The 21,696-nt window shown below is 58.7% G+C and carries 20 protein-coding genes; 9 read left to right on the top strand and 11 right to left on the bottom strand.

Annotation, left to right across the window (positions count from 1 at the left end; all coding sequences use genetic code 11):
• Window positions 1-1,401 carry a DNA repair protein RadA gene (gene radA / locus H9S92_RS10990; protein WP_187466758.1) on the bottom strand — a complete coding sequence of 467 codons (1,401 nt, stop codon included), beginning with the start codon at window positions 1,399-1,401 and terminating at the stop codon, window positions 1-3.
• A gap of 134 nt (window positions 1,402-1,535) precedes the next feature.
• Here radA and H9S92_RS10985 point away from each other — a divergent pair, with 134 nt between their 5' ends.
• Window positions 1,536-1,991, top strand: a complete 456-nt coding sequence (locus H9S92_RS10985) for a GNAT family N-acetyltransferase (RefSeq protein ID WP_187466757.1) — start codon at window positions 1,536-1,538, stop codon at window positions 1,989-1,991.
• A 105-nt stretch (window positions 1,992-2,096) separates the two neighbouring features.
• On the opposite strand, the gene H9S92_RS10980 is transcribed toward H9S92_RS10985, so the two are convergent.
• From H9S92_RS10980 to H9S92_RS10950, 7 genes are all read right to left on the bottom strand, one after another.
• Complete coding sequence (locus H9S92_RS10980; protein WP_187466756.1) at window positions 2,097-3,083, bottom strand: T9SS type A sorting domain-containing protein; 987 nt, start codon at window positions 3,081-3,083, stop codon at window positions 2,097-2,099.
• 3 nt (window positions 3,084-3,086) lie between these two features.
• Entirely contained in the window at window positions 3,087-3,647 is a 561-nt protein-coding gene (locus tag H9S92_RS10975) for a hypothetical protein (RefSeq protein WP_187466755.1), read from the bottom strand.
• A gap of 410 nt (window positions 3,648-4,057) precedes the next feature.
• Entirely contained in the window at window positions 4,058-4,744 is a 687-nt protein-coding gene (locus tag H9S92_RS10970) for a zinc metalloprotease (RefSeq protein WP_187466754.1), read from the bottom strand.
• A gap of 151 nt (window positions 4,745-4,895) precedes the next feature.
• Window positions 4,896-5,405: a DUF1415 family protein gene (locus H9S92_RS10965; protein WP_187466753.1), complete on the bottom strand. Its 510-nt coding sequence runs from the start codon at window positions 5,403-5,405 to the stop codon at window positions 4,896-4,898.
• Window positions 5,402-6,457, bottom strand: a complete 1,056-nt coding sequence (locus H9S92_RS10960; RefSeq protein WP_187466752.1) for an RluA family pseudouridine synthase — start codon at window positions 6,455-6,457, stop codon at window positions 5,402-5,404. Before H9S92_RS10960 ends, H9S92_RS10965 begins: the two co-directional genes overlap by 4 nt.
• 73 nt (window positions 6,458-6,530) lie before the next feature.
• Window positions 6,531-8,027 carry a tetratricopeptide repeat protein gene (locus tag H9S92_RS10955; protein WP_187466751.1) on the bottom strand — a complete coding sequence of 499 codons (1,497 nt, stop codon included), beginning with the start codon at window positions 8,025-8,027 and terminating at the stop codon, window positions 6,531-6,533.
• A gap of 143 nt (window positions 8,028-8,170) precedes the next feature.
• The gene (locus H9S92_RS10950) at window positions 8,171-8,686 is read right to left on the bottom strand and encodes a DinB family protein (protein WP_187466750.1); all 516 of its coding nucleotides are present in this window, start codon (window positions 8,684-8,686) and stop codon (window positions 8,171-8,173) included.
• Between the two features lie 173 nt (window positions 8,687-8,859).
• Between H9S92_RS10950 and ilvC the strand changes: the two genes are divergently transcribed.
• From ilvC to rfbC, 6 genes are all read left to right on the top strand, one after another.
• On the top strand, window positions 8,860-9,906 hold the full coding sequence (gene ilvC, locus H9S92_RS10945) for a ketol-acid reductoisomerase (RefSeq protein ID WP_187466749.1): 1,047 nt from the start codon (window positions 8,860-8,862) through the stop codon (window positions 9,904-9,906).
• 370 nt (window positions 9,907-10,276) lie between these two features.
• Window positions 10,277-11,527 carry a threonine ammonia-lyase gene (gene ilvA / locus H9S92_RS10940; protein ID WP_406612147.1) on the top strand — a complete coding sequence of 417 codons (1,251 nt, stop codon included), beginning with the start codon at window positions 10,277-10,279 and terminating at the stop codon, window positions 11,525-11,527.
• 59 nt (window positions 11,528-11,586) lie between these two features.
• Window positions 11,587-14,859, top strand: a complete 3,273-nt coding sequence (locus H9S92_RS10935; RefSeq protein WP_187466747.1) for a UvrD-helicase domain-containing protein — start codon at window positions 11,587-11,589, stop codon at window positions 14,857-14,859.
• Between the two features lie 76 nt (window positions 14,860-14,935).
• Complete coding sequence (gene mqnB / locus H9S92_RS10930; protein ID WP_187466746.1) at window positions 14,936-15,613, top strand: futalosine hydrolase; 678 nt, start codon at window positions 14,936-14,938, stop codon at window positions 15,611-15,613.
• Between the two features lie 73 nt (window positions 15,614-15,686).
• Window positions 15,687-16,244 carry a DinB family protein gene (locus H9S92_RS10925; RefSeq protein ID WP_187466745.1) on the top strand — a complete coding sequence of 186 codons (558 nt, stop codon included), beginning with the start codon at window positions 15,687-15,689 and terminating at the stop codon, window positions 16,242-16,244.
• A gap of 45 nt (window positions 16,245-16,289) precedes the next feature.
• On the top strand, window positions 16,290-16,820 hold the full coding sequence (rfbC, locus tag H9S92_RS10920; RefSeq protein WP_187466744.1) for a dTDP-4-dehydrorhamnose 3,5-epimerase: 531 nt from the start codon (window positions 16,290-16,292) through the stop codon (window positions 16,818-16,820).
• A 38-nt stretch (window positions 16,821-16,858) separates the two neighbouring features.
• On the opposite strand, the gene H9S92_RS10915 is transcribed toward rfbC, so the two are convergent.
• A complete protein-coding gene (locus H9S92_RS10915) occupies window positions 16,859-17,722 on the bottom strand; it encodes a glycoside hydrolase family 16 protein (protein ID WP_187466743.1) in 864 nt (287 codons plus the stop codon).
• A gap of 58 nt (window positions 17,723-17,780) precedes the next feature.
• Here H9S92_RS10915 and H9S92_RS10910 point away from each other — a divergent pair, with 58 nt between their 5' ends.
• Complete coding sequence (locus H9S92_RS10910) at window positions 17,781-18,926, top strand: glycosyltransferase (protein ID WP_187466742.1); 1,146 nt, start codon at window positions 17,781-17,783, stop codon at window positions 18,924-18,926.
• Between the two features lie 6 nt (window positions 18,927-18,932).
• Here the strand turns inward: H9S92_RS10910 and H9S92_RS10905 are convergent, their stop codons facing one another.
• Window positions 18,933-19,265, bottom strand: coding sequence for a single-stranded DNA-binding protein (locus tag H9S92_RS10905; RefSeq protein WP_187466741.1), 333 nt, complete (start codon window positions 19,263-19,265; stop codon window positions 18,933-18,935).
• A complete protein-coding gene (locus H9S92_RS10900) occupies window positions 19,258-19,626 on the bottom strand; it encodes a single-stranded DNA-binding protein (protein WP_187466740.1) in 369 nt (122 codons plus the stop codon). The genes H9S92_RS10905 and H9S92_RS10900 overlap by 8 nt, the downstream gene beginning before the upstream one ends.
• Before the next feature lie 444 nt (window positions 19,627-20,070).
• On the opposite strand from H9S92_RS10900, the gene H9S92_RS10895 reads away from it, so the two are divergent.
• Window positions 20,071-21,690, top strand: a complete 1,620-nt coding sequence (locus tag H9S92_RS10895; RefSeq protein WP_187466739.1) for a DUF1800 domain-containing protein — start codon at window positions 20,071-20,073, stop codon at window positions 21,688-21,690.
• Window positions 21,691-21,696: the final 6 nt, after the last annotated feature.

Below are 21,696 nucleotides of genomic sequence, written 5' to 3'. Positions count from 1 at the left end.
TTAGGCAAACAGCGCTTCGTACAATTCCCGAACCGTAGCCAGAGTGTAGATCCGGATGCTGTAGCGGTCGGGGTCGAGGCCCTTTACGTTGTATTTGCTAACGTAGATGGAGCGGAAGCCCAGACGATCGGCCTCCTGGATGCGCTGTTCAATGCGGGTGACGGCGCGGATCTCTCCGCTCAAACCAATTTCTCCGGCAAAGGCAATTTCGGGGGAGATCGTTACGTCCATGGCGCTGGACAGCAGGGCGGCGACGATGGAGAGGTCGATGGCCGGATCATCCACCCGGATTCCTCCGGCTATGTTGAGGAAGACGTCCTGGTTGCCGAGGGGCAGTCCCGCTCTTTTTTCCAGGACGGCCAGGAGCATGGAAAGGCGGCGCAGGTCGAATCCCGTTGCGGAGCGCTGGGGCGTGCCGTAGACGGCGGTGCTGACGAGGGCCTGGACTTCGATGAGCATCGGCCGCATCCCTTCGAGGGTAGCGCAGACGGCGGAGCCGGAGAGGTCTTCGTCGCGTTCGGAGAGCAACAGTTCGCTGGGGTTGGAGACTTCGCGCAGTCCGGAGCCATCCATTTGGTAGATGCCCAGTTCATCGGTGCTGCCGAAGCGGTTTTTCAGGGTCCGGAGGATGCGGTAGGTGTAGTTGCGGTCTCCTTCAAATTGGAGGACGGCATCGACGATGTGTTCCAGCAGTTTGGGGCCGGCGATGGACCCTTCCTTGGTGATGTGGCCGATCAAAAAGGTGGGGATGCCTGTTTCTTTGGCGAAGCGTTGCAGTTCGGCGGCGCATTCCCGTACCTGGCTTACGGTGCCCGCCATGCTATCGACGTGGGGGCTGGCGAGCGTCTGGATGGAATCAATGATGAGCAGCTTGGGCTGAAGCTCGGCGGCGTGCTGGAGCAGTTTTTGGGTGTTTGTCTCGGTCAGCAAGAAACAGTTGTGGGAGGCCCCGCCGAGGCGGTCGGCGCGCATCTTGATCTGTTCTTCGCTCTCTTCGCCGGAGACGTAGAGGACGCGCTGGCCCAGGCGCAGGGCGAGTTGTAAAAGCAGGGTCGACTTCCCGATGCCCGGCTGCCCGCCGAACAGGATGATGCTGCCGGGGACGATGCCGCCGCCCAGGACGCGGTTGAGTTCCTGGTCCGGCGCGATGAGGCGGTGGACTTCGCCAGCCACCACCTGATCGAGAGCAATGGGGCGGGGCCCTTTGCCGACGGGGCCGTTGCTGCTGGTCTTCCCGACTTCGCGCCAGTTGGGTTGGTTATCGAGGCGCTCGTTTTTGGTCTGGACGATGGTTTCTTCCGTCAGGGTATTCCACTCCCGGCAGCTGGGGCACTGGCCCATCCACTTGGGGGATTCCGAACCGCAGTTGCGGCAGAAGAAGGAGGTTTTGGTTTTGGCCATGGTAAAGTCCGGTGAAAAGGCAAATTTAAAGCAAAAAACTTAAAATTCAAAAGGACCAACTTTTTGTTTATTCCTCATCTTCGGCACATTCGCGAGCAGCGCTTACCTTGGCCCCGCCAAACCTTTTTCTGCCCGTGCAACTGACCTGGAAATCCCTGCCCTTCGCCCAGCTGGATACGCAGCAACTCTACCAAATCATCCAACTCCGCATTGAGGTCTTCGTAGTCGAGCAAAACTGCCCGTACCAAGACCTGGATGACAAAGACTTCCAGGCCATCCACCTGCTGGGCTTGGCCGAAGATGGTCGGCTGGCGGCCTACACCCGGCTCTTGCCGAAGGGGGTTTCCTACCCGGCGTACGCCAGCATCGGGAGGGTCATCACCGCTCCTTTTGCGCGGGGCAAGGGGCTGGGGCGGCCCTTGATGGAGCAATCCCTCCGCCTGCTTTTCGCCAATTTCGGGCACCAGCCGGTCAAGATCAGCGCCCAGGCCCATTTGCAGGAGTACTACGGCAGCGTAGGCTTCGTGGGCGTTGGCGACCTCTACGACGAAGATGGGATTCCGCACCGGGCGATGGTGTATGAACGGTAGGGATTGAGAAACGAATTACGACCTAGCAGGGATTAGTCCTACTTCATTATTCAAATGCCAATTTTTATCCTTGAAAGTGAGGAACCATCTTTATCAGACCAAAGGTTAACGCTTGAAAAATTTGTGGGCCGAAAAGCGCCCATTCTGGTAATCTAAGCGTAGGACGTACGCACCCGGCGGTAATTGGGAAACATCCAGGCTACTATCCACTCGTTGTTGCATCAGTAGCCGTTGGCCATTCATGGCATAGACCGTAGCAACTTGCACTGGAGAGGCATTCGCACCATCCGGCCAGTGTAGGAGCCCCGACACCGGATTCGGGAAAACACTGGGCTGCACACTTGGTGGCGTGACGCTAGTGGAAGAGATGAGATCGGAGCAAGGCATAAATAATGGGGGGGACAAATAAATAGACAGAACTTCAATTGTATCTAAAGGATTGGAGCTACCTTCTACGGGTTGTAAGGTAAAAGAGAAGGCACGATGGGAATTGGAGCCGGGCATTGCGTCAAAAGACTGGTAAACGATGGAAGAATCCAAGGCGAGGCATTTCCAATATATCCCTCCTTCCCTATTTTCGACCGTCCACCACGGATAAACTGTTTCCGCAATAAAACTATTAATTATCCAGGAGGTATGCGTACAATTGGAAAAGCCGTCTCTGGCAAAGGCGTCCTGATTCCAGTATACTTTCAAAGGTGGATACTTGACGTTGATGGCGAAAGCTATTACTTCACTAAAAAGATAATTAATACACTCGTCAGGATCTCCACTGAGATAGACTCGCCTAATTACCTGCCTTTTGTACTCATATCTGGCGGGGTCACCGAAAATGAATTGATCATATTCGCTTGCCCGTACCTCAAGCACACTGTCGTAAGGTTCTCCCAAGATGTTGGAAGACCTTAGAGCTGCGTTAATCGAATCACTTTTATGATCGGAAATAATGATCGTGACCGTATCCCTATTCCCTTGTGCATCTTCGAAATAGAACGGAAGGGTAACTACAATAGAATCTTGCGCACGAAGATTAGCGCTCAGGAATCCCATAACGAGACAAAGACCTGAAATGATGGTTCTATAGGAGGGCATGGTTTAATTTTTTTGGACGCGTTTAACTATGATTTGGTCACCTGCATGAATACTGATGTAATTAAGCCCTTCGCTTAGCTCGTATTCAGGGAAGTATACAATATAGCTCCCGGCTTGTTTATTTCCGGAGTCCGCCTGTTTGAGCAAGGTTTGGGTGGAATTTCCATTCCCGGAAGTAGTAGTTAGATAAATGTATATGTTCGCAGTGACATGCGAAGTGTAATTCAAGCTCGTACCAGTAATGACAGGATTAGGGTAAATTATTATGCTACCCTCTTCAACTGGATTCAACGGACCAGGGTTATCAGGCCGTAAATCACAATCTCCAGTAGTAAAAAAGAGGATAAAGTGGTCGGAATCGCCGCAAAGATTTTTTGTTTGAACGATCACCTTATAGGAAGCATTGGAGAGCAAAACAACATTCGCGAACTTGTCGTGTTCATTGGTGCCAACCGCTACTCGATCGGATTCTGCGGGCCCGTCGAGCCAATCCGTCTGGCGATATGTGACGAAAGTACCATTGGGTTGTTGCACTTCGCTAGGTAACACGGTATTCCGTGTCATTTGTACTTGCTTGAAAATGGAAAGTGTACTTACAATCTGCAGTGAAATCAACCATTGGCAATACCCCAATATGGGCAGAAGCAGGTGGACAGCCTGGATCGATTGCCTCGATCAGGTCGCATTTATCATTTATAAGTCATTCAGCATAATATCCATTTGACATGGTGTAAAGGCAGAAACAAAAGGATCGCTAGCGTAGGATGCATAATTCATCATATTGTTGGTTTGATACTGCTGTTCACAACATGGGTGGGAGTTTACTACGGTAGTGCCGTTTGGTTGGCAAAGGTCAATGCCATTTACGACATTTTACAGGTTCCAACAACTAACCCCGGAAGCATCTGTCGTTCCATCTCCGTTTCTGTCATAGGTCCAGCGAATGTAGGGAGTATCCGCACATCCATCGTTTGTCAGGGCACCCCTTGAAATGGATGTTTAAGCTTTAGGCTATGGCCAATTTCATGGATGAGCAGTTGTGAGTGAAAATTTTCGTTGAAAATGGTAGTATTCCCAAGATCTAAATATACAAATCCGTTAGCGCCACCCTGTACATTAGTAATGAACACATTTAGGGCAGAACCGTAGTTAGCTGTGTCGTACGAAACAACATCATCGGATTGCGATAATTGTACTCCTACTACTCGATTACCCGTCTCACAGTGAATGAAAACCTCATTTAAGACTAAACGAAGCATTACGCACTGAGTATCAGTCACCGTAGCACCCCATTCAAGCTGGTTCCATTGCTGGTTTCCGCTCATGATGCTTAAGAAGGTGTTAGCATTGCCGATGTAGTCTTCGGCCTTTTGAAATACTTCTGACTGTTGAAGTTGATTATTGACTGCTGCTGCAGCGGTAGTTCCCGAACAATCGGACTCCACAAAAAAGTGAACATTTACTCGGATGTAGGTAGTGAGACAGTTATTGTTGATATAGCTTTCTGAATAATTACAAAACTCATAGAGATTTTTCTGAATAATTCTAGGTTGAGCGAATTGCGTCGAGTCAGTCCCACAGAGCGTTTCAGCTGACTGGGAAGCGAGAGAATTGCCAATTGCTAAGCAAATGATTATAATAGTGGTGAGGTGATTTAACATAAGGGATGGGTTTAAGTCTTCAAGAGATCCGAAGGGTAAGACTAAGATTTGAATCGTGCAAAAAAATATTTTAATTTCCCTAGGTTTATAAACAGGCTTGGGGTAAAGTTGACTGCTCTTTAGAATTTTCACAGCCCTTCTATACTCAAAATCACTCCCCCTTCCCCAGCTCCTCCATCTTCCGGATATTGCGGGCGGGGATGGCATTTACGTCGGGGTAGGCGGCGATGGCGCGGGCGACGGACTCCACCCGCAGCAATTGCAGCATGGGATAGGGCGAGCGGTTGGTGCGGTTGCCGGGATCGTCGTCGGCGGTGCCTTCGAAGCGGTAGCGGGGGTGGAAATGGGCCAATTGCACGAGTTGATCGGCGCCCACCTCGGCGAGGGTATCTTCGAAGGTGTACACGAAATCCATAAATTCCGTAAAATCTTCCATGGCTTCCGAGAAAACGATCAGCGTCGTCTCGACTTCCCCGGCTGGTTCGGAGAGCAGACTTTGCACCTGCGCCAGCGCCCCGTTAAAACAAGCTTCAAGGTCGGAACCACCTATTTCAGTGGCCAGCACGCGCCCGGCGGCGAAGGGCTGGGCGGCAAAGGGGCAGAGGGTGTGCTGGATTACAAAATCGCGCACCCAGGCCAGGGAGTCGACTACGGGGTTCATTCCAATTGGTCGTTTTGGCGGCGGGGGCTGACGTAATTGCGCCATTTTTCCAGTACCTCCCGCATGTCGTCGGGCAGGTCGCTATCGAAAGAAAGTCTTTCCCCCGTCGTGGGGTGGGTGAAGGCCAGGCTTTTGGCGTGGAGGGCCTGGCGCGGGCAAATTTCGAAGCAGCGTTCGGCAAAAATCCGGTACTTGCTGTAAATCGTGCCTTTGACGATGCGGTTGCCGCCGTAGCGCGCGTCGTTGAACAAGGGGTGGCCGATGTAGCGGAAATGGACCCGGATCTGGTGGGTACGTCCGGTTTCCAGCTTCAGTTCGATGAGGCTCACGTAGTAAAGGCCCTCCAGCGTGGTGTAGTGGGTAACGGCGTGTTTGTGCCCGTCTTCGGGCTCTTCGAAGACGCGGTAATTCTGGCGGTTTTTGGGGTCGCGACCCAGGTGGGCGTCGATGGTGCCGTTGGGCGGATCGGGCTCGCCCCAGCAGATGGCCTGGTAGGTGCGTTCGATGGTGTGCTCGTAAAACTGCCGCGCCAGGTGGGTCATGGCGTCCTCCGTTTTGGCGATGATGAGCAGGCCGGAAGTGTCTTTATCGATGCGGTGGACGAGGCCGACGCGGCTATCGTCGTTGCCCGGCAAAACGGGCAAATCATCCTGTTTGAGGTGAAAGGATAGGGCATTGACCAAGGTCCCATCGTGGTGGCCGACGGCGGGGTGGACGACCATCCCCGGCGGCTTGTAGATCACCATTACGTCGTCGTCTTCGTAACGGATATCGAGCGGGATTTCCTGGGGAATGACGGTGGGCTCTTCTTCGGGCCGGTAGCGTGGAATATCAATGGTGACCAGTTGGCCGGGAGTCAGCTTGTGATTGGCTTTTACGGAAAGCCCGTCGACGCGGATGCGCCCGTTTTTGATGTCGTTTTGTACCCGGTTGCGGCTGACTTTCGGCAGTTTATCGGTTACGAATTTGTCAAGACGCACGGGTTGCTGGCCCGCATCAACGAGGATGCGGACGGTTTCGATGTGGTCGATACTATTTTTGGAAGAAGGCATCCCGCAAAGGTAGGCAAGAACGGGGAGCCGAGCTGCTTTCCTTGCCGGGGTGTCCAGTTGAATACGAACAAAGTCAGTACCGCGCCAAAACTGCCCGCCGGTGTAGCAGGTAGGAATCCTCCGGAGTATGGCGGAGTCCTTCTTCTACGTAGTGGCGGGCGCCGTGGTAATCTTCGATGCGGAAGTGGTAATTGGAAGCGGCGGCGAAGGCCGTCAGCGTCCATAAGCTGCGTTCGCGGCCGAGGGGGGTGTCCTGAAGAGACTTTCGGAAGGCCTCCAGGGCGATGCTGGCCAGATCGGGGCGGTCGCTGGCGTACAGATCGCGGACTTTCCAGGCCTGTTCCCGCAGCAGGAGGTCGGCAAAGCGGTCTTGCTGGCGGATGAAGGGGTAGTTGGCGGCAGCGGTTTCGGCGCTGCGGAGAAAGTCGGGATCCCCGGGGCGGGTGCCACGGAGATTGGCGATGACGAGTTCGCCGAGGACGTAACGGACGGTGGGGTTGGCGGGATCCTGGCGGTAGAGGGTATCGGCGATGCTCTTGGCCAGGTCCAGGCGACCGGCCGTATGGTAGTGGTTGAGGAGGCGCAGTTGGTGGAGTTTCCGGATGGCTACGCCCCACGCTGCCTGCCCGGCGGGGGCCCGTTCGAGGTATTCTTCCAGCAGCGCCGTGGCCGCCGTCACCTGGTTTTGGGCGAAGAAGAGGCGCTGCTGCTGGTCGTAATGCTGCAAAATGGCGGCGGGCAGGTAGCGGTTGGTGGGGTCTTCGGCCCACTGCTGGAAAAATTCGGCTACGTCTCCCGCCACCGTCGAGCGGTTGGCGGCGGCCAGTTGCAGTTCGGCGGCACGGCGCAGGACGAGGAAGGCGGGGCGTTCTTCGCGGGCCAGCGCTGCGTCCAGGAGAACCTGGCAGGCGGGGTAATCTTTGCGCTGGTAGGCATCCTGTGCGCGGCGGTACTGGAGGTAGGCGGAGAGCTGGCCGAAGCTCAGGGCCCGGTGGGGGGAGTAGTAGTAGCGGTAAAAAAGGGCCTCGGCTTGTTCCTCCGTCAGGCTCGGCAGGCGAGGTTCTACTGTCCCCCGGATCAGGGCCAGGTAATCGCGTTGGTAAGCCTGGACGACCGTCTCTTTGCGCTTTTTGGTACTGGGGGAGCGGACGACGACCTTCTTGCCTTCGGGATCGGCGACGAGAAAGGCTTCCCAGTGGTCGACGTAGCCGTTGAAGTCGATCTGAAAGCGTTCAAAAGCCAGGGCGGTGAGGATGGCGGCCGTGGCATCGCTGTAGCGACTGGTACGGAAGGCGTCGTCCAGGCGGGCGTCGGCAGCAAAGGTCCGGAAAAGTTCCCGCTGCAAGCGGCTGACGATGCGCGTGATTTGCTTGCTGGTGGATTTGCGCGAGAGCCGTTCTTCTTCCTCCAGGCGCGTAAACAACTGGTCGATGCGCTGGTAGAGAAACTGCCGTTCGTTGACGGTGGCGGGGTCATCGCCCGGCAGCAGCAGGCGCAGCCGGGTGGAAAGCACATCGGCCCGCAACCCCGTGGCCAGGCAAAGTAACAAGGGAAGCAGGAGGTATTTCATAGTGGGGATGAAGTTCTTAAGACCGTACAGGACAAAAGCCAAATGTAGGACTGCGACGGCAGTTTTACCAGGCACGGACCGGGAAACTCCCCGCAGGCGAGGACCGGAGGACGCCAGCGATTATAACGCCGGGCCGACCTTCCTTATGCGTAACGCTCCCGAAAAACGTCGGCGTGGTGCAACACGTGGCCACACATCACGTAGCCGATGCCCCGGGTGGAGGCGCTGGCCCCGCTCATGGTCCCTTTGCGCAACAGATCGTCTTTGGTAAAGCTGGAAAACAGGACAATGCTGGACTGCCGCACGAGGCGGAACTCGTCGATCATCTCAAGGAGTTTACGGCCGGAAACGTCCATCACCCGCGCGAAATCATTTTGCTCAAAACCGGGCAGGGGCGTGAGGTCGCCGCGCCCGATGCGCAAGGCACGGTAGCTGAAAATCCGTTCGGTATCGATGATGTGCTGGAGGCATTCCTTGATGGTCCATTTGCCGGGCGCGTAGGCGTAGTCGGCGCGCTCTTCGGGTACGTGGGTAAGGTAATCCAGCAGGGCGGCAGAGCTTTCGTCGAAGGCGGAACGCAGGGTGATTTCCGGAATCTTGGCGATGTAGCCGGCATAGAAGGAGCCATATTCGTCGGGCTGCAGGTCAGTAACGCGCATAGATGGGGTAATTTGGGGCAAAGCTAGTGTTTTGTGGAGTAGCCCGCCTTATTGAAGGTCCCGGACTTGCCAGGTACGGGAGATTTAGCCGTCGTAAATGGCCCGGCCATTTAGCCCCGGGCTTCCGGTCGGCTTTTGCATCTTTGTCACCCCAATAAAAAAGACAGAGAAGTATGGCAATGCTCAACTTCGGAGGCACCGACGAAAAAGTAGTCCTCCGCGAAGAATTCCCCCTCACCAAGGCCCTCGAAACGCTCAAAGACGAAACCATCGCCGTGATTGGCTACGGTGTGCAAGGCCCCGGCCAGAGCATGAACCTGCGCGACAATGGCTTCAACGTCATCGTCGGCCAGCGCCAGGGCGGCAAATCCTGGGACAAGGCCGTGGAAGACGGCTGGATCCCCGGCAAGACGCTTTTCTCCATCGAGGAGGCCGCCGAGAAAGGAACCATCATTCAATACTTGCTCTCCGACGCCGCCCAGATCGAGGTGTGGCCCACCATCAAGCCCTTCCTCACCCCGGGCAAAGCCCTCTACTTCAGCCACGGCTTTGGCATTACTTACAATGACCGTACGGGCATCCAGGCTCCGGAGGGCGTCGACGTTATTCTCGTGGCCCCCAAGGGTTCCGGCACCAGCCTGCGCCGCATGTTTTTGCAGGGCCGCGGACTCAACTCCAGCTACGCCATCGCGCAGGACGCCACCGGCCGCGCCTACGAGCGGGTCATCGCCCTGGGCATCGGCGTCGGCTCCGGCTACCTGTTTGAGACCGACTTCAAACGCGAGGTGTACTCCGATCTCACCGGCGAACGCGGTACGCTGATGGGAGCCATCCAGGGCATCTTCGAGGCCCAGTACCAGGTGCTGCGCGCCAACGGACACACGCCCTCCGAAGCCTTCAACGAAACGGTCGAAGAACTCACGCAGAGCCTCATGCCCCTCGTCGCCGAAAACGGCATGGACTGGATGTACGCCAACTGCTCCACCACCGCCCAGCGGGGTGCCCTCGACTGGAAAGACAAGTTCCGCGACGCCACCAAGCCCGTCTTCGAAGACCTCTACCGCAGCGTCGCCACCGGCAACGAGGCCCAGCGCAGCATCGACTCCAACTCCCAAACCGACTACCGCGTAAAGCTCGAAGCCGAACTCCGGGAACTACGCGAAAGTGAAATGTGGCAGGCCGGCCGCACCGTCCGCAGCCTCCGCCCGGAAAACAACTAAGCCAGCGCAACCCAGCGCTTACTCACCACGCCGGTAGTGCCAAAGGAGCATTACCGGCGTTTTTTTTTGCGCGGCCGCAGGTGCCAGGAAAAGAACTACGGAGCAAGGCGTGAATCAGCGACCGCCGAAGGCAGCAGAGTAGCTAATGTGTGAACCGGCGAATGAACACTCCCACACTCCCCCGCGTGCTGCCAGCCCCCCACGTACTCTCGAACATGTTCGAATGTTCATTTTTACCGACGGCGGAGCAACTCTACACCAAGGTCTTACTACTGGACTATGAACTATGAACTATGAATGAACTATCCCCATAACCCCTTCTCCCGTACCTTTACCCTCCATAAGTTTCCCCACCGCTTCCATGTCCAAAATTTCCCCACCACACCTCATTTCCGTCGAAGAAATCACGCGGGCCCGGCACCGGCTACGCCACGTGGCCTTGCATACGCCCCTGCAACGCAGCACGCGCCTGAGTGAACAGTTTGGGGCGGAGATTTACTTCAAGCGCGAAGACCTTCAGGAGGTGCGGAGTTACAAAATCCGGGGAGCCTACAACAACATGGCGTTGCTGACGGACGAGCAGCGCGCCCGGGGCGTCGTCTGCGCCAGCGCGGGCAACCACTCCCAGGGTATGGCCCAGGCCTGCTTCAAGATGAAAGTGAAAGGCACGATTTACATGCCCGCCGTTACGCCCCAGCAGAAAGTCAAAAAAGCCAAGTCTTTCGGTAAGGAGTTTGTGACCGTGGTCCTGACGGGAGATACCTACGACGATGCCTACGCCGAAGCCATGAAAGGAGCCAAGGAAAACGGCTGGACTTTCGTACACCCCTTCAACGACCACAATACAATTGCTGGCCAGGGGACCGTTGGCCTGGAAATCCTCGACGACGCCAACGGGCCGGTGGATTATGTACTGATGGCCGTCGGGGGCGGCGGACTCAGCGCGGGCGTAGGCAGCGTTTTTGCTCAACTCAGCCCCAAAACCGCCATCATCGGGGTTGAACCGGCTGGTGCACCCGCAATGTACGAAAGCCTGAGGCAGAACAAGATAGTTAAGCTGGATAAAATCGATAGTTTCGTCGATGGGGCCGCCGTCCGTCGGGTAGGCGACCTGAACTTCCCCATCGTCCGTGAAACCATGCGCGAGGTCTTGTTGGTCGACGAGGGCCTCGTCTGCCGTACCATGCTTGAACTTTACAACGAAGACGGCCTGGTGGTGGAACCCGCCGGCTCGCTCTCCGTTGCCGCCCTCAGCCAACTGACCGACATTCAGGGAAAAACCATCGTCTGCGTCATCGGTGGTGGCAACAACGACATTGCCCGCACCGCCGAGATCCAGGAGCGGGCCCTGCTCTACGCCGGGTTAAAGCACTACTTCATCATCGAATTCCCGCAGCGCGCCGGGGCCCTCCGCGACTTCCTCAACGTACTGGGCGACCAGGACGACATCACCCACTTCGAGTATACCAAAAAACACAACCGCGCCGTCGGCCCAGCCCTGGTCGGCATCCAGCTGGCCGCCAAAGAAGACTACGCCCTCCTCGAAGCCCGCATGCTGGCGGCCAACATCGATTTCAAGCACATTAACGATCAACCGATGCTGTTTGAAATGTTCATTTAGACACTGATCAGCAGACCAATGCATTATCGTTAGCAGCAAAGTCTGCCTACCTTCGCCCAATGCTGAACAACCTAAAGCTCATCTCAGCTGGTGCTGGCAGCGGAAAGACTTACCGCCTGACCCAGGAAATGATCTCCCTGCTGGCCAGCGGGGCCGCACGACCTTCGGGAATCATCGCCACCACTTTCACCAAGCGGGCGGCGGCGGAGTTGCGCGAGCGCGTCCGGGTAAAACTGCTGCGCGAAGGCCTCACCACCGAAGCCAATGAACTGAAAAATGCCCTGATCGGCACCGTCCACGGCCTGGGCGTTAAATTGCTGCGGCGCTTCGCCTTCGAGGCCGGCGTCTCCCCCGAAGTCGACATCATTGCCGACGAAGACCACCAGCGCCTGTTCAACCTCAGCATGGCCGCCGTCATCCCTCTCGATACCATCGAAGAGATTGAGCTGCTCTGCGAAAAGCTGGGGCTTAGTCAGAGTGGCGAAAAATACAACTGGCGGGGAGATGTGCTCCGCCTCGTGGAAGTCATTCGCGCCAACAACTTCTCCGCCGCCACCATCGAAAAAAGCAAGCGACTTTCCTGGGAAAGCCTCGCCGCCTTTCTGCCGCCTCCCGTGTCCTCCCCCACCCCGGAGCAACTCAAAAGCCGGGCCAGCGTTGCCCTGACGGAGACCGCCCGCGCCCTGGAAAACAACGAGCAGGACGGAACCAAAAAGACCCTCACCGCCGCCAGTTACCTCAAACGCCTGGCCAGCGAACTCCAGCGTCGTGGCCACCTGCCCTGGTACGAATACTGTAAACTGGCCCGCTTCGTTACGGAGGTAGGAGCCAAAAGCCGCGAATTGGTAGACGAGGTGGTGGCCCTGGGCAATCTTCACCCCGCGCTGGAAGCCTTCCAGTCTGACGTCCGCAGCTACCAGGACCTTCTTTTCACCTGCGCCAGCGCCGCCATCGAAGAGTACGACCGCTACAAAAAAAGCCGGGGCCGGATTGATTATACGGACATGGAAGTGCTGGTCCTCAATCTTCTCGACCACCCGGGCGTGCAGGAAACGCTGCGGCGGGAGCTTGACCTGCTGATGGTCGATGAGTTTCAGGACACCAGCCCCATCCAGCTGGCGGTGTTTTTGAAATTGAGCCAGCTGGCCCGCCAGAGTGTGTGGGTTGGCGACCCGAAGCAATCCATTTACGGTTTCCGGGGTGCCGAGCCCCGCCTGATGGCCGCCGTGGTACACGCCAACGGCCCCATGCCCCCGGAAAACATCCAGCGCTACAGTTGGCGCAGCCGCCAGGACATCGTCCTGGCCTGCAACGCCATTTTCACCCGCGCTTTTCCGGAATTGCCGGCCGCCGAAGTCGTCCTCGAGCCCGTTCGCTGGCGGGCGGGCGGCGCGCACAGCCCACCCGAGAGCCCGGAACTGGCCCAGCACTCCGCCCTCCGCCACTGGCACTTTGAACTGGAAGGCCCGGGCCTGTACGCGCGGGGGTGGCACCAGGACGTAACGGCCAAAGCCATCCGGGAACTGCTGGATAATCCCCTGCCCATCGTCCCGCGCGAGGGCGGCCCGGAACGGCCGCTGCGGCCCGCCGACGTCGCCGTTTTGTGCCGCACCAACTACGGCTGCGTAGCCATGGCCGAGGCGCTGGCCCGCCAGGGCATTCCCGCCGCCATTGCCCGCACGGGCCTCCTCCAAACGGCCGAAGCTACGCTTCTGCTGGCCTGCCTCAAGTACATTCTCAACCGGTCGGACAGCCTCTCCGTAGCCGAAATCCTCCTGTTCGGCAGCCGCCACCGCCTGCCGGAAATCATCGAAAGCCGCCTCGATTACCTGGAACAGGAAAACGACGGTGCCGATACCGACCGGGCCAGCGCCTGGGCCGAGGCCGACCCCTTCATTGCCCAGCTCGACGCGCTGCGCGTGACCACTACCGAGCATTCCTCCAGCGAAATGCTCAACCTGCTGCTGGAACGCCTCGACCTGCGTCGCACCATCGTGGCCTGGGGCGATGGCGAGCAGCGGCTCAGCAACGTCGATGAACTCCGCCGCCTGGCCGTGGCCTACGAAGACAGTTGCCACCGGCAGCACCGCGCCGCCTCCCTGGGTGGCTATTTGCTTTACCTCGATCAGTTGCTGCGCAGCGACCGCGACAAACAGGGGGCCGGAGAACGCGCCGATGCCGTCAACGTACTGACCTACCACCGCAGCAAAGGCCTCGAATGGCCCGCCGTGGTGGCCATGGACCTGGAGCAAGACCTGCGCGCCGACGTCTGGGGGCTGGCCGTAGTACCCGAAACCGAGACGGTGGACCTCAGCCGACCGCTGGCCGATCGCTGGGTGAAATTCTGGGTCAATCCCTACGCCCGCCTGACGAGTGGCGTGCCCTGGCTCAACGCCTTACTGGAAAGCCAGTGGCAGCAAACGGCGACGAACGACGCCCTGGCCGAAGAGGCCCGGCTCCTCTACGTCGGCTTTACACGGGCCCGCGACTACCTCATCCTGCCCACCGCCAAAAAGGGTGCGCCCTGGCTCGACCGGGCCTTCGTCCGGGGCGGTGGCGTGATCCCCGTCTTAGACCCCCACAGTAATCAGGCGCCCTTCGATTGGCAGGGCCACGAGGTCACCAAATACCTGAAAACCTGGACGGAGCCCCGCAATTTGCCCTCCGCTACGATGCAGTATACTGCGGTACAATTCCTCGCGGGTGAGCGACCGGGGCCCGGGCAGCACCAGCCCCTGGAGCCCACTGAAGACTGGTTACTGGCGCATTACGGTCACGCCACGCTTGGCGGCCGGCAGCTCTATTTCCAGGGTCCTGTGCCCGATCCGCAGACGGACGAGCGCCTGCTCAGCCAGGCCATCGGAGCGTTCTTGCAGGGCGATTTTCCGCCGCTGGCGGCGGAGTTGCGGGCGGAGCGGGCCCGGCATTTGCTGGAGGCCTACCTTCCCGGCAGCCAGGAGGCGTCGGATCCTTTCGTGGCGCAATCCAGTGCTTTCCAGGCCTGGCTGGCGGGTCTGGGGGCGGTGTTGACGGGCGCCGGAGCGCAGGTGCAGCGGAGGGTGGTCGAGCAGGGAACGTCCCACGGCCGGCAACTGCATTTAACCGCCGACTACCTGATGGCCACCCCCGACGATGCCCTGATTCTGCTCCGCGACGTCCACTTGCCAGCGCGGCAATTTGACCAGCAACAAGGCACTTTAGCCGCCGAGCTGTGCTTGCTCGGGGAGCTGATCTCCCGGAACACGGGGAAGAAAATAGCGGCGGCTTTTCTGCACTTGCCGGCTTTGGGCAGTGTTTTTCCGTTGGGCTCCGGGGCGGCGGAAAATCCTTGATTCCGGCCTTCCTTTGCTCCTGGTCTTCCACCGGGCACCTGCGTCCGCGCCCGCTTTATCCGCTAATTTCTACGGCATGTTACTCCTCTCCGCTACCCCATTTGAAATTGCGCCAACGGTTGCCTGGCTGCGCGACCGGGCCATTCGGGAAGAAGGCAACGTCCTGGTTTTTGCGCGCACCAGCGTGGAGGTCTGTTTTACCGGGGTGGGCTTGCCGGCGACGGCTTTTGCCCTGGGCAGGCGTTTGGGCAGTGGCCCCGTCGTAGGCCCCATGGTGCAGGCGGGCGTGGGGGGCGCGTTGGACCCTACTCTGGCGCTGGGCGAAGTGGTGCGGATTACGAGTGAGCGCTTCGCCGATCTGGGGGCGGAAGACCCGGCTGGCCACCACCTGCGTCTCAGCGACATCGGCCTGCCGCCCGGCCCTCCCTTCGACGGGGAGGAAGTCCTGCGCCTCCCCCCGGGGTACGCCCGGCTGCCCTTCCGGGAATGCGCAGGCTACTCCGTCAACCGGGTCAGCGGCAACGACCAGAGCATCAGCGTTTTACGCCGTCGCCTCCCCGAGGCCCAGGTGGAAAGCATGGAGGGGGCCGCCTTTTTCTACGCCTGCCTTTCCGCTGGGCTGGAGCCCGTTCAACTCCGGGCCATCAGCAACTACGTGGAAGCCCGCAACCGCGCGAACTGGCGGATGGGCGAAGCCATCGGGGCCTTGAACGCCGCCCTGCAACAAATGCTCTTGCCTTTTACCCAGGCTTGAGGCGGATGGTGTGCCTCAGTGTTCTCTCCCGAAGGCTTTGTCTTTCGAGGCCAGGTGCGCTTATCTTTACGGCATGAAAATGTTCCCACTGCTGCTGTTACTGACCGGGCTGACCGGTTCTCTCCACGCCCAAGACCAGGCCAAGGGCGAGCCTTTTGCCGCCCGCACCGAGTGGCACGAAAAGTGGAAAAACTCGCTGGCCTACACCCAGGAAGCTCTGGCGAGTGTCCCCGATTCCAGCCTCAGTTACCGCCCTTCACCGGGGCAGATGAGCATCCAGGAGCAGGTGCAGCACATTGCAGGTAACATTTACGGCCTTTCGCGGCGCTTTCTGGATTACGAACCCCGGGGGTTTGACGAAGAAGCCCTCCGCGCTAAGCTGGCCGCAGAGACGCTCAGCCGGGCGGAACTGCTCGCACTGCTCAACGGGGCCTATGCCTTTGGCCACGCGGCCATCGATAACCTGCCAGCCGAGCGTTGGGACGAGGAAGTGCCCAATTTTTTTGCTGGCCCCCGGAGCCGGCGGGTCGTCATTTATTTGCTCCAGGACCACGCTACCCACCACCGGGCCCAGGTGCTGATGTACCTCCGGCTGCTGGGTATTGAGCCTCCGCGCTACCGGGGCTGGTAAGGTGCCTCCCTCCTGGAATTTTAAGGCCGCAAACAAGACTGATCTATGCCATTTTTTCCTACTCCGCTGGCGGGCGTCCAACGCTTTGAACCCCGTATTTTTGGCGATGAGCGGGGCTACTTCTTTGAGTCCTACAACCAGCAAACCTTCCAGCAGGCGGGCATTGACAACCTCTTCGTACAAGACAACCAGGCCAAATCTCCCCGGGGTGTTTTGCGGGGAATGCACCAACAGACGGGCGAGGCTGCGCAGGCCAAGCTGGTCCGGGTCATCGCGGGGGAAGTTTTCGACGTAGTGGTCGATCTCCGCCCCGGCTCCCCCACCCTGCACCAGTGGTACGGCTGCATCTTAAGCGCGGACAATCAGCAGCAGTTGTTCGTCCCCCGGGGCTGCGCCCACGGCTACCTGGTTCTTTCGGAAACGGCCATTTTTGCCTACAAGTGCGACAATTTCTACTTCCCCCAGGCGGAGGCTGGGTTACGCTACGATGATCCCACCATCGGGATTGAGTGGCCGGACCTGGGGAAGGCGTTTACGGTGGCAGCGCGGGATTTGGCGTGGCCCTTGCTGGGGTGAATCATTTGGGGTGGGGATAAGTTCTGGCAATCCCCTCGCTACTCTGGTTTTTGGTACACCCGGACGTAGTCCAGGTACATGCTGGCGGGTAAGGCCGTGTTGTCTCCGGCGGATTCGGGGCCACGGATACCGCCCACAGCCAGGGTGGCTGCCATGTAGAAGGGCCAGCGGAAGGGAAAAATCTCAATGGTGGGATCGGGTCCCGGCAGGTAAGACCAGTAGGTTTGGCCGTCGACGGCAAAGTCAATCTGCTCTTCCGTCCAGGTGCAGCTGTAGACGTGAAACTCCGTTTGGGCATCCGGCACGGTCACCCCGCCGCCAAACTGGTTTTTCTTGCTCCAGTAGTTGTTGGTCGTTTGCACTGCGGCATTGACCTTATCGGGAACGGCACCGTAGTACTCCACCAGATCGATTTCGCCCGCTTTGGGCCAGCCCATTTTCGAGACGGTATCGCCCACCATCCAGAAGGAGGAACGGAGTCCGGCACCCCTCGGGAATTTGGCGCGCACCTCGAAGTATCCCCGGGTAAAACTGGCTTTGCCTTTGCTCACCAGGCGGGTGCTGGTGTAGTTGTTGCGGCCGGATTTTTCAGCGATGGCGGTGATACGTAGCAGGCCATCTTCTACGCCGACGTTATCGGGGTCGGCGTGCAGGTAATTCTGGAGTTCTTTGGCCGTCCAGCCGAAACCGCCGGTCTGGTAAGTCCAACGGGTGGTATCGGGCAGCGGACCGCCGTCGAATTCGTCGTTCCACACCAGTTCGTACCCTTCAGGCACGTAGGCTCCTTCCCCGGCGGGGATGCTGGTGGTGGCTGAAGAAGCGTCAGTATTTTGATTTTTACAGGTGGTCAGTAGGCAAACGGCCACCAATAAGAGGCTGAACTGGAAGAGTTTTGCAATCATTTTACTGCGGTTTTGGCCGCAAATGTACCTATCATTACGTTGTAAAGCCCCCGGCCCGATGCGTATTCTTTTCCTCACTCCCTGGTTTCCCAACCGCGTGCACGCCCGGGACGGCAACTTCGTGGAGCGCTACGCAGCGCTGGCGGCGGAGATTGGTAGCGTCACCTTACTCCATGCGGTGCACGACCCAAAACTGGGGGTGGGAACCTTGGAATTACATACTGAAGCCCGCATCTGGGGGCAGTTACATCAGGTGTACTACGGCGGCCAGGGGGGGCGCTGGCAACGCCTCCGGGCCCGGCGGAAGGCCTGGCGGGCAGCGATTGCTGCCTTGACGGAGCGGCCCGACGTAATCTACGCCCACGTCTTGATCGACGGCGGCATCGTGGCGGCGCGCCTTGCGCGGCGGTGGGGAGTGCCCTTTGTGGTTAGCGAGCACGCCAGTCGCTATCTGGAGCCCGGGGTCCCGCTGCGCTATGCATTTGATTTCATGCTGGCCAGGCGGGCGGCCCGGCGGGCCAGCTGGGTCCTGCCCGTCAGTACCGCCCTTCGGATGGGCATGGAGCAAAAGGGCATCCGGGCCAACTACCGGGTTTTGCCCAATCCCGTCGACGATCGCTTTTTTGTACCTGCTTCGCGGGAAGCCTCGCCAGGCGGTCGCCAGATGTTGCACCTATCTGACGCTAGTTGGCAAAAAAACATCGGTCTCCTGCTGGATGCGTTTGAGCTGGCCCACCGGGAAGACCCTGGCCTGGAGTTAGTCCTGGCGGGGGATGGAAACCCGGTTGTGCTGCGCAGGGCCATTGCCACCCACCTCGGCCCGGCCGCCCGGCGCGCACTCCGCCTGCGGGGTCCACTGGACCGCAGCGAGGTCGTTTCCGCCATGCAATCGGCCCGGCTTTTTGTGCTCACTTCCACGATCGAAACCCAGGGCATTGTGGTCCTTGAAGCGCTGCTGTGTGGTTTGCCGGTAATCACTACGCCCTGCGGTGGCCCCCAAAGCCTGTTGCAGCACCCCGAGGATGGGAGCGTCTTGGCCGATTTCCAACCCACCACCCTGGCGGAGGCCATGCTGGCGTGGTTGGCCCGGCCAGCGGAGACCGACCACGCTCGCCAGCAGCGGGCAGAGCGGGCCCGGCAGGCCTTTGGTTTGGAGCGCTTCCGGGTGGACTTGCGGGAAATCCTCGGCAGCTTACGGGGATAAATTGATCTATTGACTCCCCTGTTCTTCCGACGTCCCCAGGTACGAATAGCCCTTGACGTAAACTTCGGGAATCCGGTAGGCCGGGTCATCGGGCAGCGCATTGGGCCGGGGGCGGTAGCGCAATTCGCCGCGTACCACCAGTTGATCGCCCACTTTCAGGTGAACGTGGAGGTCGAGGGCAGCCGGCCCCCAAGCCAGGCAATGGTGGTCTTCTTCGGTACTGCCTGCCGCACCACTGGGCGGCGTACGGAGGGTAAAGCGGAGCAAATCCCGGGCCTCGGGATTGCAGTGGTAGGTAGGGGTGCCCGTCAGGACCCCGGCAAGGCTGAGGCTATTCATGGCAAATGGGAGTAGTGGCCAGGATAGGTTCCTGCGCAGAAGCTCCCGAAGCCAGGTGATGAAAAGCGGTGAGGTGGATTTCCGTACGCAGGTGGGTGATCCCCTCCCGGCGGAAAGAACGGTTGCTGAGGCGGCCCTGGACGAAAAGGGCCTGTCCGCGGCTCACCCGGGTACAGAGGGCTTCGGCAGTACGGCCCCAGGCCACCAGTTGAAAAGCTTCAGGGCCAGCTTCCCGCCGGTCGGGCTCGGCAGCAATGTAAATGCGCAGACGGGTGATGGGCGTGCCATCGGTAAGAAAAAACAGTTCGGGGTTGTGGCCAGCACGGCCCACCAACTGCACCTGGTTCCAGGATAAAGACATAAGCGAAAGGATTGATTCGGCGGCAAGGTGGATCAATCCCTTAGTGACAACCGTTTTTTAAACGCATACTTGCGATTATATTCGTTTTAAAACCTTAGTGGTGTTAAATTTGGGCATTCAAGCGGAGATCAGACGCTTTTTAAGAGAATAATGGCCTGGAATCCGGGAGTAAACCCCTTACTTTGGAGTGCGCTGCGGTAGCTTGAGGAACGAAATTTGCACATTTTTCCCTCAGGTACGCAACGCAGTTTAAACCCTCGCTGAAATCTGGAATCTAAGTGGTGCGTAGTGCGCTTACTCCCGCCGGAGGAATGTCGCATACTCCCATCTATTATTTCTTTCGCCTGCCCGTGTACCAACGACCTCGCCCTCCCGCAGGGCACGCACCTTGCAGCGACATGACTGTAAACCGGCCATCCTGGCTCCCAAAAACTACCGCCCATAATGTCAGCCACTACACTTTTTGCCGCACCAGCGGTGAGTACCCTGGCCGCTTATGCGGGCCCCTGGACCTTCCTCCAGGCCGCGCATCTGCTCCGCCGGGCCACCTTTGCCCCAACGAAGAACGAGATCGACGAAGCCGTTGCCCTGGGCCTGAACGGCTCCCTCCAGCGGCTCTTCAGCAGCATCCCCCTGCCCGCCCCGCCGGTGTACTACGACTACGAAGGGCACACCCAGGCAGGTCTTGGGGACACGTGGATCGACCTACCCATTGAGAATACCGACCGGACGGGTGACGGGAATGCACGCCGCCGGAGCATGGATGCCTGGTGGATCCTTTCCACTGCCGCCGACGGCTTCACCGTCCGGGAAAAGATGCTGCTTTTCTGGCACAACCATTTCGGTATTGCAGATACCAACGACATGCGCGTCGTTTACCGCTTCATGACCCACTACCGGAATTTCGCCACGGGCAATTTCCGGGAACTGATGAAGGTCATGACCATCGACCCCGCCATGCTCGTCTTCCTCAACGGCAATTCCAACACGGCCGCCAACCCGAACGAAAACTTCGCCCGGGAAATCCTCGAGCTCTTCACCATCGGCAAAGGCCCGCAGGTGGCTCCCGGGGACTATACCAACTACACGGAACTGGACGTAGCCGAGCTCGCTAAAGCCTTCACGGGCTGGCGGACGCGCTACTTCAATTCCGTCAATCCGGACCAAACCGGCGAAAGCTACTTCCAGGCCAACCGCCACGACACCAGCACCAAGCGGCTGAGCCACCGCTTCGGCAACGCAGAGATTCCCAACAACGGTGAGGATGAATACAAGGACGTGGTAGACCTCATCTTCCAGCAGGACGAAGTGGCGCGCTACCTCTGTCGTAAGCTATACCGCCACTTCGTGTATTACAAAATTACTCCCGGGATTGAGCAAAGCGTCATTGCGCCGATGGCCCAGATTCTGCTCGACAACGACTACGAAGTTGGCCCTGCCTTGCAAGCACTTTTGGGCAGTGAGCACTTCTTCGAGATGTCCATCGTCGGAGACATGATCAAGACGCCGCTGGAGTTTGTCCACAGCATCTTCCGGGTCACTAACTTTTACGCCCAGGCGAACATTACGGATACCTACCTGGCCGCCCGGGTAGCGGCCGTACACGCCCGGGATACGGGCATGGAACTGCGTAACCCTCCCAGCGTGGCGGGATGGACGGCCTATTACCAGGAACCCAGTTTCTACCGGCTCTGGCTCAATACCACTACCATCCAGCAGCGCACCACCTTCCAGCGCGACGCTACCCTGCGCTGGTTTTTCTTCAACCGCCAGCGCCGCTACGTCAACTGGTTGGCTTTGCTGGAGGACTTTGCCAATCCCTTCGATGCCAACGCCATGGTCGCCGAAATGGCCCAGCGTTTCTTCCCCCAGCCCCTGCTGGCCGAACAACTCATCGCCGTCAAAGAACTCCTGCTCCCGGGGCTGGAAGACTTCGTCTGGACCGGAGAGTACGCCAACTACACGGCCAACCCCGACGACGCCAACTTGCGGGAATCCGTCAGCAAACGCCTCACGGATATGATGTTTGGCATGCTCCAACTCGCCGAATTCCAAGTCAATTAAAGCAGC

Origin of the sequence: Neolewinella lacunae, assembly GCF_014349155.1 — a bacterium.
GTDB classification, from domain to species: domain Bacteria; phylum Bacteroidota; class Bacteroidia; order Chitinophagales; family Saprospiraceae; genus Neolewinella; species Neolewinella lacunae.
This window is presented reverse-complemented; position numbering and strand designations above follow the sequence as displayed.

Bases quoted from the DNA above. Each gene is read 5' to 3' on its own strand.
- mqnB (WP_187466746.1), top strand. From the start codon at position 14,936: ATGTTACTCCTCTCCGCTACCCCATTTGAAATTGCGCCAACGGTTGCC.
- H9S92_RS10905 (WP_187466741.1), bottom strand. From the start codon at position 19,265: ATGAATAGCCTCAGCCTTGCCGGGGTCCTGACGGGCACCCCTACCTAC.
- H9S92_RS10975 (WP_187466755.1), bottom strand. From the start codon at position 3,647: ATGACACGGAATACCGTGTTACCTAGCGAAGTGCAACAACCCAATGGT.
- H9S92_RS10925 (WP_187466745.1), top strand. From the start codon at position 15,687: ATGAAAATGTTCCCACTGCTGCTGTTACTGACCGGGCTGACCGGTTCT.
- H9S92_RS10895 (WP_187466739.1), top strand. From the start codon at position 20,071: ATGTCAGCCACTACACTTTTTGCCGCACCAGCGGTGAGTACCCTGGCC.
- H9S92_RS10980 (WP_187466756.1), bottom strand. From the start codon at position 3,083: ATGCCCTCCTATAGAACCATCATTTCAGGTCTTTGTCTCGTTATGGGA.
- H9S92_RS10960 (WP_187466752.1), bottom strand. From the start codon at position 6,457: ATGCCTTCTTCCAAAAATAGTATCGACCACATCGAAACCGTCCGCATC.
- H9S92_RS10955 (WP_187466751.1), bottom strand. From the start codon at position 8,027: ATGAAATACCTCCTGCTTCCCTTGTTACTTTGCCTGGCCACGGGGTTG.
- radA (WP_187466758.1), bottom strand. From the start codon at position 1,401: ATGGCCAAAACCAAAACCTCCTTCTTCTGCCGCAACTGCGGTTCGGAA.
- ilvC (WP_187466749.1), top strand. From the start codon at position 8,860: ATGGCAATGCTCAACTTCGGAGGCACCGACGAAAAAGTAGTCCTCCGC.
- rfbC (WP_187466744.1), top strand. From the start codon at position 16,290: ATGCCATTTTTTCCTACTCCGCTGGCGGGCGTCCAACGCTTTGAACCC.
- H9S92_RS10970 (WP_187466754.1), bottom strand. From the start codon at position 4,744: ATGTTAAATCACCTCACCACTATTATAATCATTTGCTTAGCAATTGGC.
- H9S92_RS10965 (WP_187466753.1), bottom strand. From the start codon at position 5,405: ATGAACCCCGTAGTCGACTCCCTGGCCTGGGTGCGCGATTTTGTAATC.
- H9S92_RS10900 (WP_187466740.1), bottom strand. From the start codon at position 19,626: ATGTCTTTATCCTGGAACCAGGTGCAGTTGGTGGGCCGTGCTGGCCAC.
- H9S92_RS10935 (WP_187466747.1), top strand. From the start codon at position 11,587: ATGCTGAACAACCTAAAGCTCATCTCAGCTGGTGCTGGCAGCGGAAAG.
- H9S92_RS10915 (WP_187466743.1), bottom strand. From the start codon at position 17,722: ATGATTGCAAAACTCTTCCAGTTCAGCCTCTTATTGGTGGCCGTTTGC.
- H9S92_RS10950 (WP_187466750.1), bottom strand. From the start codon at position 8,686: ATGCGCGTTACTGACCTGCAGCCCGACGAATATGGCTCCTTCTATGCC.
- H9S92_RS10910 (WP_187466742.1), top strand. From the start codon at position 17,781: ATGCGTATTCTTTTCCTCACTCCCTGGTTTCCCAACCGCGTGCACGCC.